Raw genomic sequence first — 11,280 nt, forward strand, 5'->3', positions numbered from 1 at the left:
ATGACGAGAAGGAGAAGCGCATGAACGCACCGGAATCGAGCGAGGCGCTGCAGCGCGCGGAACGCCAGCAGCGGCAGGCGCAGATCGTAGCCGCCCTGCAGAAGGTGCTGCCGCAGGGCGCCCTGCTGTGGCACTCCGAGGACACCACGCCCTACGAATGCGACGGCCTCACGGCGTACCGGCAGCGCCCGCTGGTCGTGGCCCTGCCCGAAAGCGAGCAGCAGGTGCAGGACGTGCTCAAGGCCTGCCATGCCCTGGAGGTCCCGGTGGTCGCGCGCGGCGCGGGCACCGGCCTGTCGGGCGGCGCGCTGCCGCACGCGCTGGGCGTCACGCTCTCGCTGGCCAAGTTCAACGCGATCCTGGGGATCGATCCGGTCGCGCGCACGGCCGTCGTGCAATGCGGCGTGCGCAACTTGGCGATCAGCGAAGCCGCCGCGGCCTACGGCCTGTACTACGCGCCCGATCCCTCCAGCCAGATCGCCTGCACGATCGGCGGCAACGTGGCCGAGAACTCCGGCGGCGTGCACTGCCTGAAGTACGGCCTCACGGTGCACAACGTGCTCAGGGTGCGCGGCTTCACCGCCGCCGGCGAGCCGGTCGAATTCGGCAGCGAGGCGCTCGATGCGCCGGGCTACGACCTGCTGGCCGTGATGATCGGCAGCGAAGGCATGCTGGCCGTCGTCACCGAAGTCACCGTCAAGCTGATCCCCAAGCCGAAGCTGGCGCGCTGCATCATGGCCAGCTTCGACGACGTGCGCAAAGCCGGCGACGCCGTCGCGGCGGTGATCGCCGCCGGCATCATCCCGGCGGGCCTGGAGATGATGGACAAGCCGATGACGGCGGCCGTCGAGGACTTCGTGCATGCCGGCTACGACCTGACGGCCGAAGCCATCCTGCTGTGCGAGAGCGACGGCACGCCCGAGGAAGTCGAGGAGGAGATCGGCCGCATGTCGCAGGTGCTGCGCGACGCCGGCGCCACCGCCATCGCGGTCAGCCGCGACGAGGCCGAACGCCTGCGCTTCTGGAGCGGCCGCAAGAACGCCTTCCCGGCCTCGGGCCGCATCAGCCCCGACTACATGTGCATGGATTCGACCATTCCGCGCAAGCGGCTGGCCGACATCCTGCTGGCCATCCAGGAGATGGAGCAGAAGTACGCGCTGCGCTGCGCCAACGTGTTCCATGCCGGCGACGGCAACCTGCACCCGCTGATCCTGTTCGACGCCAACGATGCCGACCAGCTCCATCGCTGCGAGAAGTTCGGCGCCGAGATCCTGGAGGTCAGCGTGGCCATGGGCGGCACGGTGACCGGCGAGCATGGCGTGGGCATCGAGAAGCTCAACTCGATGTGCGTGCAGTTCAGTCCCGCGGAACTGGAGCAGATGCGCGGCGTCAAGCGCGCCTTCGATGCGCGCGAGCTGCTCAATCCGGGCAAGGTGATCCCCACGCTCAATCGCTGCGCCGAGTACGGGAAGATGCTCGTGCGCGGCGGCCGGATCGCGCATCCGGACCTCCCGCGGTTCTAGGAGCCTCGCTCATCGCCTGCAAGTGGCGCCGGTGACGACGATGTCGTCGCGGCGCTGCGGGGGCTTGCGCGGGTCCGGCGACAGGCTGGCGGCGACCACCTGCTCGAACTCCCGCGCGAAGTCCGCCGCGAGGATGGCGACCTCCTGCACGTCGGGTTCGGCGAGCTGCCCGGAGTCCGGCGATACCGGCGGCCGGGGGGCAGGGGGTGGCGCTGCTGGCGGCGGGGGCGGAGGCCCAGGTGGCGGAGCTGCGGGCGGCGGCGGCGGTGGCCCTGGCGGCGGCGGCGGCGGCGGGGGCGGGGGCGCATTGACCGCCACCGCCGTGAGCAGCAGGTTGCCGCTGGCCGTGCCCGCAGTGACGCCGCCGACGCCGGCCGGGCGCGCCACACCCTCGGCTTCGGTCACCTGGGGCAGGCTGGGCGCTGCCAGGCTTGCGGTGCGCAGGACGGCCAGCGCATCGCCAGGAGCGAGCGTCGCCGTGGGCGCGTACTTCACGAGCACGCGGCTGCCGCTGTCCGCCGTGGTCGTGCCCAGGACGTTCAGCTGGTCGAACGCGGCGGCGGACTGCAGGTCCACGGCCAGCGTGGAGCCGGGCTGCATCACCAGGTTGCCCTCGAAGGTCAGGGTGCCGACGCTGCCGTCGCCACCGGGCGCGATGGTGCCCGCATTGGCGATCGTCCCGCTGCCTCCGCCCACCCGCAGCGTGCCGGTGCCGGCGAGCACGGCGCCCGCCAGGTTGTCGAACGGGCCGGCCAGCGCGACGACGCTGCCGCCGGTGAGGTCGACCAGCGACCCGTTGCTCCACGCCGCATCGAGCACGAGGTCACCTTCGACTTCGACCGAAGTGCCGGTCGCAGAGAAGGTGCCGGGCGCCGCGCCGGCGCCGCCGCCGGCCAGGAGCTGGGGCGAGCGCAGGCGCACGGCGCCCGACTCCGCGGTAAGCGTGATGGCCCCGCCGTCACCGCCCGGCCCGCTGCCGACGCTGGCGCCGCCGCGCGCATCCGCCCGCAGGCTGGCGTCCACCACCAGGTCGCCCAGCGTGCGGACCAGGCTGATGCTGCCGCCGGGCCCGCCCTGCGCCCCGGCGCCGCCCGCGGCGCGGATGCCGGAGAGCGCATCCTGCGGCGGTCCGGCGGGGATGCCGAACAGCGCCAGGAGGTCGCCCGCCAGCGGGCGCAGGGTGATGTCGCCAGCCGCCGAGAGCTTCACCGTGCCGCCGGCGCGGCCGGCCTGCGCGGTCGGTACGCCGGGCGGCCCATCGAAGCCGGCGCCGCCGTCCGCGAAGACGAGGGCGAAGCTGACGCCGCCCGCGCTCGAAGCGACGTCCAAGGTGCCGCCCGCGCCGCCCGCACCGCCGCCGAGCGCGGGCGGGCGCAGGTCCAGGGCGACGCCGCTGACATCGACCGCACCCAGCGCGATGTCGCCGGCTGCGGCCAGCGTGACGCGCCCGCCGGCGCCGCCGTCCACGCCGCCGCCGCCATTGGCCCGGATCAGGGCCAGGCCCGGCATGCCGATGCTGCCGGTGGTCGAGGACAGGCCCACGCTGCCCCCCGCGCCGCCGGCCGCGCGGCCCAGGGGGTCCGAACCACCCCTCACATCGATGAGGCCGGCGGCGATGCTGCCGCGGCCCGGGATTTCGAAGCTGCTGCCGACCACGATGGCGCGGGAGGCCTCCACCACGACGCTGCCGCCCGCCCCGCCATGGGTCGTGGCATCGGGGGCGGCCGGCCCGCGCCCGACCTCTCCGCCGTGCGCCGACAACTGCCCCAGCAGGGACGCGGTGGCATCGCCGATCGTGACCGACCCGGCTTGCGGTGCCGTCCCCAGCGCCCGCAGCAAGACGGTGCCGCCGTCGCCGCCACTGCCGCCGGGCCCGCCGGAGGCGCCGTCGGCGAGCACCTGGGCCAGGCGGATGCTGCCGTCGCGCGACGTGACCGCCACGTTGCCGCCGCCTCCGCCTGCGGCCAGCAGGGAGGCGCCGGGGGCACCGCCGGCGGCGATCGACGTGCCCTGGATGTCCTGCTGCGCCGTGAGCGTCACGGCGCCGCCTGCGCCGCCCGGCAAGGCGCCGTGCGTGCTGATCGTGTCGAAGGCGAGCGCACCGTCGGCGGCCGCCAGCGCGACGCTGCCGCCGCTGGCCGCGTAGCGCCCGCCACCGGAGATGCTGCCCGAGGCGCTGACGGCGATGCTGCCGGGGGCGACGCCGCCCTCGCCGACGGCGGGAGATGCGGCGACCGAACCATCGACCTGGGCGTTGCCGGCGCGGGCCTCGAGCACCACCTTGCCGCCTGTCGCAGAAAGGGCGTTGGCGTTGATGAGGCCGCTGTGCGTCAGGCTGCCGGCGAAGATGGCGACGGCGTCGCCCGTGAGCGCGCCGAGGTTGATCGCCCGGTCGGTGGGCGCGACCACCGTCATCACGATGCCTTCGAGCCCCGGGCCGGTGATGTCGACACCCTGCCCCGCCGCCAGCACCGTGGCGCCCAGCGCGGACACGGACGCGTTCGCGCCCAGCTGGATGTCCGGGCCGACCAGCACCACGTCGCCGGCGCCGGCGCGGATCGCGCCGTCGACTTTCAGGACGCCCGGCGCGGTGCCGGGACGCGTGAAGCGCAGGCGGCCGGCCAGCGCATCGGCCTGCGAGAGGGACAGCGTGGAGGCGGTGAAGCCGGCGGTATCGATCGCCGCGCCGGGGCCGACCGCGATGCCGGCCGGATTCACCAGCACCAGCCGGCCGTTGGAGCTCAGTTGGCCCAGGATGGCCGAAGGATTGGCGGCGAGGACGCGATTGATCGACGTGCTGTCGACACCCGGCTGGATGAATTGCGCGCTGGCTCCGGCGCCGATCGAGAAGCTCTGCCAGTCGATGGCGGAGTGGCTGGTCCCGGCGCCGTTCTTCGTGGTGACGGTCAGCGTCGGGCGCAGCGCGGTACCGCCGGTGACGAAAGCGGCGCTGCCATGGATCGCGACCGGCTTGGCCGGCAGCGCGGGGACGGCCTGGGCCGATGCGGCGCCGGGCTGCAGTGCCCAGGCCACGGCCACCGCCAGCATCACCGCCGTGGGCCGCAAGTCCGGGTTGGCGGAAGGCGGCGCACCATGCCGCGCGAACCTCGACGAAAAGCTGCCCATCATGTTCTCCTGCTGCCCGCTGCACGGTAGCACAGCGCCCGTCGCTTGGGCGATCCCGCCGGCGGGCGACGCCGCCGCTCTCGTTGCTACCATGGCGGGCCCAGAGTTGCCATGCGCCTGTTCGTCAGCATCGCGTCGTATTGCGATCCGGTCCTGCCCTTCACGCTGCGGCGTGCGGTGGCCACCGCGGCCGACGCCGGCCGACTGCATTTCGGCGTGGTCGACCAGTCGCCGGCGGAGGCGCCGCGCGTGTCCCATCCCGGCGGCGGCTGCCGCCTGTCGCAGGTGCGCATCGGCCTGGCGGACGCCCGCGGCCCGTGCTGGGCGCGCGCCATCGCCATGTCGCTGCACGACGGCGAGGAGTGGTTCCTGCAGCTCGATGCCCACATGGACTTCGATGCGGGCTGGGACGAGCGGCTGCTCGCCGCCGCCCGCGCGCTCGGTGCGCCGGCCCGGCCGCTGGTGATCTCATCGTATCCCTGCGCCTTCAGGCTGGTGCAGGGCGAGGCCGTGCGCGAGACGCTCACGCACGGCGTGCTGGCGCAGGTCGTCAAACCCGGAGCGTCGTTTACCGCCGGCCATCCGGTGCTGCCCTTCGAGGCGCATCCGGTGGAGGCGGACGCGCCGCTGCCGGCCTTCCACGTCGGTGCCGGCTGCCTGTTCGCGCCGGGCCGCATCGTGCAGCAGTTCCCGTACGACCCCTGGCTGTACTTCCACGGCGAGGAACAGGCGCTGGCGCTGCGCCTGTACACGCACGGCTGGGACCTGTTCCACATGCCCGACCTGCCGATCCACCACCAGTACAACGAGCCCGGCCCCGCCGCGCCGGCGCGGCCCCTGCACTGGGACGCCGCGCACGAGGCCGCTCGCGAGCGCGACTGGTGGACCCGGGAGCTGCGCTCGCGCGCCCGCCTGGCAAGCCTGGTCGCCGGCGAGGATCTCGGCGTGTACGGCCTGGGCGGGGTGCGGACGCTGGCCGAGTTCGCGGCCTTCAGCGGGATCGACTACGCGGCGCGGACCTTGGCGCCGTCGGCGTTCGTTCCTAGGCGCCCTCGCGCATGACCTGCTGCGCGAGGCACAGGTCGGCCCAGGCCTTGGCCTTGTCGGGCAGGTTGCGCAGCAGGTAGGCGGGGTGGTAGGTGACCACCAGCGGCACCCCGTTGTAGCGGTGCACGCGGCCGCGCAGCTTGCCGATCGGCTCGGTGGTCTGCAGCAGCGTCTGCACGGCGAAGCGCCCCACCGCGAGGATGATCTTCGGCCGCACCAGTTCGACCTGGCGGCGCAGGAAGGGCTCGCACTGCGCGATCTCCTCCGGCAGCGGATTGCGGTTGCCGGGCGGGCGGCACTTGAGCACGTTGGCGATGTACACGCCCTGGCCGCGGCGGATGCCCAGCGCCGCCAGCATGTTGTCCAGCAGCTTGCCGGCCTGGCCCACGAAGGGTTCGCCCTGCAGGTCCTCGTTCTCGCCGGGGGCCTCGCCGATCACCATCCAGTCGGCGTGGAGGTCGCCGACGCCGAAGACCGTGTTGGTGCGGCCCTCGCACAGGCGGCAGGCGCGGCAGCCGGCGACGGCCTCGGCGAGCGCCTCCCACTCCATGCCGGCGACGCCCGGCATGCGCTGGCGCAGGGGGGCTTCGGCAACCGCCGGTGCCGGGCGCTGCGGCGCAGCCGCCGGCTCGGGGGCGTGGGGCCGGACGGGGGCTGGCACCGCCACCGTGGCGGGCTCGGGCGCCAGCTCGGGCGTGCGCTCGGGCGCAAGCCGCGCGGGCTCGGCGACGAGCGCCGCGTCGCGCACCGGCGCCGTCGGCCAGAACAGTTCGATGCCCATCTCGCGCAGCATGCCGCGCTGGCGTTCGTCCAGGTCGAGGCTCACAGCTTGAAGCTCATCACGATCGCATCCTCGCGACCCTGCTCGGCCGGATAGTAGTTCTTGCGTTCACCCACCCGCCGGTAGCCGTAGCGTTCGTAGACCTGCTGGGCGCGCGCATTGCTGGTGCGCACTTCCAGCCAGACCCAGTGCGCGTTCTGGCCCCGTGCCCAGAGCGCGATCGCATCCAGCATCACGCGGCCCCAGCCCTGGCCCTGGTAAGGCAGGTCCACGGTGATGTTCAGCAGGTGCACCTCGTCGACGCCCAGCATCGCCACGAAGTAGCCGATGACGACGTCGCCGGCGCACAGCAGCTGCGCCTGGTAGCCCGAGCGCAGGGAATCGGAGAAGTTGCCGCGCGTCCACGGGTGGCCGTAGGCCCGCCGTTCGATGGCGACCACCTCGCCGAGGCGGGCCTCGGTCATGGGTTCGAAACCCGCTTCGACGGTCTTGAATACGGCGCTCATGATGATTCGGCTGCGGCGCGGCGCAGGTCCTTGCGCGCCCGCTCGGCGGCTCGCTCTTCGGTAGTTTGCGCCACTTTGTCGCGGATGTAGAGCGGAAGGGCTTGCGCGGCCTCGTGGGAGCGGCCATCCGCCAGGGCTGCGGGGGCCAGGCGCAACAGCGCCCGGGCCGTGGGCAGCGCGGCCACCTGCAGCGCTGCCGCGGGCAGGCGCGCGCGATGCAGTTCCAGCACATTGCCGGCGATGCACCAGCCGGGCGGCACCTGCGCATCTTCGGGCCGGCCGAGCGCCGGTGGCGCTCGCATCACCCAGGCCTCGCCGAGCCGCTCGTAGGCGGCGAAGTAGACCTCGTCCATGCGCGCATCGAGCATGGCGACCACGCGCGTCACGCCGGACAGGCCGTGCGCCTCCTCCGCCACCGCCAGCAGCGTGCCGATCGGAAGGACGGGCACCCCGGCGCCGAAGCCGAGGCCCTGGGCGACCGCGGCGGCCGTGCGCAAGCCCGTGAAGGAGCCCGGCCCGTGGCCGAAGGCGATCGCGTCCAGGGCCTCGAGCGGCAGCCCGGCCTGGCCCAGCAGCTCTTCGATGGCGGGGATGAGCGCCGCCGAGGCCTGTGCGCCCCCGGGCCCGGTGCGCTCCAGCACGGGCAGCCCGGCGCCCCGCGCGAGGGCGATGGACAGGGTTTCGGTGCTGGTATCGAAGGCGAGAAGTTTCAAGGCAATCCTGGCGCGGACGCCCATTATCGAAGCTTCGCCGAACCCATAATGGCGCGCATGCTGCGCTGGTTCCGACTCGCCTGCTGCCTGCTCGCCTGCCTGGCGGCGCAGGCCCTGGCCCTGGCCCAGCCGTTGCCGCCCGAGATCGAGGCCGCGCTGGTGCAGGCCGAACTGCCGCGCGATGCGATCACCGTGCTGGTCGCGCCGGCCGAAGGCGGGCCGGCGCGCATCGCGCACCGCATCGACGCGCCGGTGAATCCCGCCTCCATCGCCAAGCTGGCCACCACCTTCGCGGCGCTGGAGCTGCTGGGCCCCACCTACACCTGGACCACCCCGGTCTACTTCGACGGCCCGGTGCGCGAAGGCGTGCTGCAGGGCAACCTGGTGATCAAGGGCCAGGGCGACCCCAAGCTGGTGATGGAGCGCCTGTGGCTGCTGCTGCACCAGGTCCAGTCGCTGGGCGTGCGCAGCATCGCCGGCGACCTCGTGCTGGATCGCAGCGCCTTCGCGCTGCCGCCGCACGACCCGGCCGCCTTCGACGGCCTGCCGCTGCGGCCCTACAACGCCAGCCCGGACGCGCTGCTGGTGAACTACAAGGCCGTGACGCTCACCATCACGCCCGAGAACGGCGTCGCCCGGGTGCGCGCCGACCCGCCGCTGGCTGGCGTGCAGTGGCCCGCGACGGTCCCGGTCGCGACGGGCACGGAATGCGGCGACTGGATCACGGCACTTGGGGCCGATTTCCGCAACCTGGCGCAGGTGCGCTTCGCCGGCCGCTTCCCCGGCTCCTGCGGCGAACGCGTGTGGCAACTCGCCTTTCCCGACCCGGCCGGCTACTCGCTGCGGGCGGTGGCCGCCCTGTGGCGCGACATGGGCGGGCAGGTGCGCGGCGTGGTGCGCGACGGCACCGTGCCGGCGGGGCTGAAGCCGGCCTTCGAATTCGCCTCGCCGCCGCTGGCGGAGGTGGTGCGCGACATCAACAAGTACAGCAACAACGTGATGGCGCAGCAGGTGTTCCTCACGCTCAGCCTGCAGCAGCGCGGCACGGGCACCTTCGAAGGCTCGCGCGAGGTCCTGGGCGCCTGGTGGCGCGAACGTTTCGGCGGAGAAGCGCCGGTGACGCAGAACGGCTCCGGCCTGTCGCGCACCGAGAGCATCACGGCGCGCCAGCTCGGTCAGCTGCTGCAGGCCGCCTGGGTCTCGCCGCTGATGCCGGACCTCACCGCTTCGCTGCCCGCCCTGGGGCTGGACGGCACGCTGCGCCGCCAGCGCCAGAACGTCGGCCTGGCGCACTTGAAGACCGGCAGCCTGAACGACGTCTCCGGCGTGGCCGGCTACGTGCACGGCGCCCAGGGCCGCCGCTGGATCCTGGTGGCGATCGCCAACCACCCCCGGCGCGCCGGGGCGATCCGCAACGTGGTGCCGGCGCTGGTGGAGTGGGCGGCGCGGCTGCAATAGCGCTCTGCACGGGCCCTGCTGGGGTTCGCGCTGCGCGGCTCACCGCCAGCCTACCAGCGGTCGCGGATGCGGGTGAAGGCGAAGTCGCCGAAGATGGCGTGGCCGTGCGGCGTGGGGTACACGCGGTCGGCGAACAGGAACCTGGTGTAGTCGGCGCCGGCCACGATCGTGGACGGCGTGCACAGCGTCGAGTCGAGCTGGTTCGCACCGGTCCCGATGCCCGGGCCCGGATCCCGCGCCTGGTCGTTGCACACGGGGGTGGTGACGTTCGTCAGGTCGAAGCCGCCGGGATTGAAGGTGACCAGGTTGTATTCCAGCGCGGCGTCGACGTAGAGCACGTCCGCGCCCAGGTCCACCATCGCGATCAGCAGCCGTTCGTCGAAGCTGCGCGGCTGGTTGGCCCCCGTGTTGCCGGACACGGCGCTCAGGCGTTCGAGCAGTGCAGCCTGCCCCGTTTCGATCGCCCAGGCGGAGCGGCCCAGGTTGTAGGGCCCGACCACGACCACGTGCGACGCGCCCGCATCGACCAGGCGGCGCACCTGCGCGGCGAGTTCGTTGGCCGCCTGCTGCACGTTCTGCTGCGCCTGGTCCGCCGTGAGGGTTCCGTCCATCACCGCCTTGGCCTGCACGATGACGTCCGAGGTGCCGGCGCTGACCAGCACCAGGTCGTTGTCGCCGAGGGTGTTGGCGGCCAGGAAGGCGTCGATCTGCTGCGTGACCGAGGGCGTGCCGGTGTTGCCGGCGGCGTCCGTGGTCGCCGTCACGCGCGCGTTGCCGATGGCGAACGACAGGCCACCGGCGCGGCTCGGCGCCAGCGGCAGGCCGAAACCATTGGCCACGAAGTGGGTCCAGTTGTTGATGCTGCCGTCGTTGACGGTGAAGCGCCGCCCGTTCGGGTCGATGTCGCGCCGGGTCTGGCCGAGATCCGCCATCCCGTCGCCGAACGCGATGATGCGGCTGGGGGTGAAGCTGGACACGATCGAGCCGCCGCCGCAGGAGGCGAGCAGCAAGGCGGTGGCGCACGCGGCGATCAGCCACGCACGGCGCAACCACTGAGTTGCCATGGAAATCTCCGGGTGAAACCGGCGAGTGTAGCGAGGGCCGGTAAACCGCTCGTAAGGCGCGGGGGGCCCTCACACGGCCGAGGCACGCCCCAGCCGGTCGCGCACGCCATCCCATTCGGGTGCGTCCGGCGGCGTCTCGACCCAGATCAGCTTGACGCCGGCGGCGTCGAACTCGCGCAGCACGGCGAACAGCTGGCGCGCCGTCTCGGCCGCGTCGTCCGGCATGCGCCGGTAGTGCGGCGTGCGGGTGCGCAGCGGGCTGCGGGCGTACACCGCGATGGCGACGGCGTCGGCGCCCAGCACGTCCAGCGCGGTCTGCAGCGCCCTGGCATCCATCAGGCGCACGCGCGCATGGGGCGCGTAGTGCGAAGCCAGCGTGCCGGAGGCGCGCGGGCCGGCCTCGGCCCGCTCCTCGGGCAGCCACACGCGTTCGCCGCAGGCCGCCTCGATCTGCGCGCGCGTCAGCGTCCCCGGTCGCAGCAGCACGGGCACGGCGCGGCTGCAGTCCACGATGGCCGATTCGATGCCGACGCTGGTCGGCCCGCCATCGAGCACCAGCAGCTCCGGGCCGAACTCGCCGGCCACGTGGGCCGCCGTGGTGGGGCTCACGCGGCCGAAGCGGTTGGCGCTCGGCCCGGCGACGCCGAACACCGGCGGCGTCGCGCCCGCGGCGGCCAGCAGGAGGGCGTGCGCCACCGGATGCGCCGGGCAGCGCAGGCCGATCGTGTCCTGCCCGCCGGCGGCGGCGCGGCCGGTCTCGGGGCGGCGCGGCAGGATCAGCGTGAGCGGGCCGGGCCAGAAGGCGTCCATCAGCCGCTGCGCCACCGGCGGGATGCTGGCGGCGAAGCGGCTGGCGGCCGCGGCGTCCGGCACGTGCACGATCAGCGGGTGGTCGCTCGGGCGGCCCTTGGCGGCGAAGATGCCGGCCACGGCGGCGTCGCTGCCGGCATCGGCACCGAGTCCGTACACCGTCTCGGTCGGGAACGCCACGAGCCCGCCCGCGGCGAGCACGCGCGCCGCCTGCGCGATGGAGCTGTCCTGCCGGCCGTCGAGGATCATGGC

Annotated in this window: 9 protein-coding genes; 3 read left to right on the top strand and 6 right to left on the bottom strand. The window is 73.6% G+C overall.

Annotation, left to right across the window (positions count from 1 at the left end):
- Window positions 1-20 precede the first annotated feature (20 nt).
- A complete protein-coding gene (locus JI746_RS10130; protein WP_201689082.1) occupies window positions 21-1,523 on the top strand; it encodes an FAD-linked oxidase C-terminal domain-containing protein in 1,503 nt (500 codons plus the stop codon).
- 9 nt (window positions 1,524-1,532) lie between these two features.
- Here the strand turns inward: JI746_RS10130 and JI746_RS10135 are convergent, their stop codons facing one another.
- Window positions 1,533-4,649 (bottom strand): two-partner secretion domain-containing protein, encoded by a 3,117-nt coding sequence (locus JI746_RS10135; RefSeq protein WP_201689083.1) that lies wholly within the window; start codon window positions 4,647-4,649, stop codon window positions 1,533-1,535.
- Between the two features lie 111 nt (window positions 4,650-4,760).
- Between JI746_RS10135 and JI746_RS10140 the strand changes: the two genes are divergently transcribed.
- On the top strand, window positions 4,761-5,711 hold the full coding sequence (locus JI746_RS10140) for a GlcNAc-transferase family protein (protein ID WP_201689085.1): 951 nt from the start codon (window positions 4,761-4,763) through the stop codon (window positions 5,709-5,711).
- Here the strand turns inward: JI746_RS10140 and JI746_RS10145 are convergent.
- From JI746_RS10145 to tsaB, 3 genes are read right to left on the bottom strand one after another with little or no spacing between them, the layout of a single operon-like run.
- Entirely contained in the window at window positions 5,692-6,489 is a 798-nt protein-coding gene (locus JI746_RS10145) for a uracil-DNA glycosylase (RefSeq protein WP_201689523.1), read from the bottom strand. The two genes, JI746_RS10140 and JI746_RS10145, sit on opposite strands and share 20 nt — an antisense overlap.
- A 29-nt stretch (window positions 6,490-6,518) precedes the next feature.
- The gene (gene rimI, locus JI746_RS10150; protein ID WP_201689088.1) at window positions 6,519-6,983 is read right to left on the bottom strand and encodes a ribosomal protein S18-alanine N-acetyltransferase; all 465 of its coding nucleotides are present in this window, start codon (window positions 6,981-6,983) and stop codon (window positions 6,519-6,521) included.
- Window positions 6,980-7,696, bottom strand: coding sequence for a tRNA (adenosine(37)-N6)-threonylcarbamoyltransferase complex dimerization subunit type 1 TsaB (gene tsaB, locus JI746_RS10155; RefSeq protein WP_201689091.1), 717 nt, complete (start codon window positions 7,694-7,696; stop codon window positions 6,980-6,982). Before tsaB ends, rimI begins: the two co-directional genes overlap by 4 nt.
- Window positions 7,697-7,753: 57 nt before the next feature.
- Between tsaB and dacB the strand changes: the two genes are divergently transcribed.
- Complete coding sequence (dacB, locus tag JI746_RS10160) at window positions 7,754-9,154, top strand: D-alanyl-D-alanine carboxypeptidase/D-alanyl-D-alanine endopeptidase (protein WP_201689096.1); 1,401 nt, start codon at window positions 7,754-7,756, stop codon at window positions 9,152-9,154.
- Window positions 9,155-9,204: 50 nt separating this feature from the next.
- Here the strand turns inward: dacB and JI746_RS10165 are convergent, their stop codons facing one another.
- Both JI746_RS10165 and JI746_RS10170 read right to left on the bottom strand, forming a co-directional pair.
- Window positions 9,205-10,218 carry an SGNH/GDSL hydrolase family protein gene (locus JI746_RS10165; RefSeq protein WP_201689097.1) on the bottom strand — a complete coding sequence of 338 codons (1,014 nt, stop codon included), beginning with the start codon at window positions 10,216-10,218 and terminating at the stop codon, window positions 9,205-9,207.
- A gap of 69 nt (window positions 10,219-10,287) precedes the next feature.
- Window positions 10,288-11,277 (bottom strand): L-threonylcarbamoyladenylate synthase, encoded by a 990-nt coding sequence (locus tag JI746_RS10170; RefSeq protein WP_201689100.1) that lies wholly within the window; start codon window positions 11,275-11,277, stop codon window positions 10,288-10,290.
- Window positions 11,278-11,280 lie beyond the last annotated feature (3 nt).

Origin of the sequence: Ramlibacter alkalitolerans (assembly GCF_016722765.1) — a bacterium.
GTDB lineage: Bacteria > Pseudomonadota > Gammaproteobacteria > Burkholderiales > Burkholderiaceae_C > Ramlibacter > Ramlibacter alkalitolerans.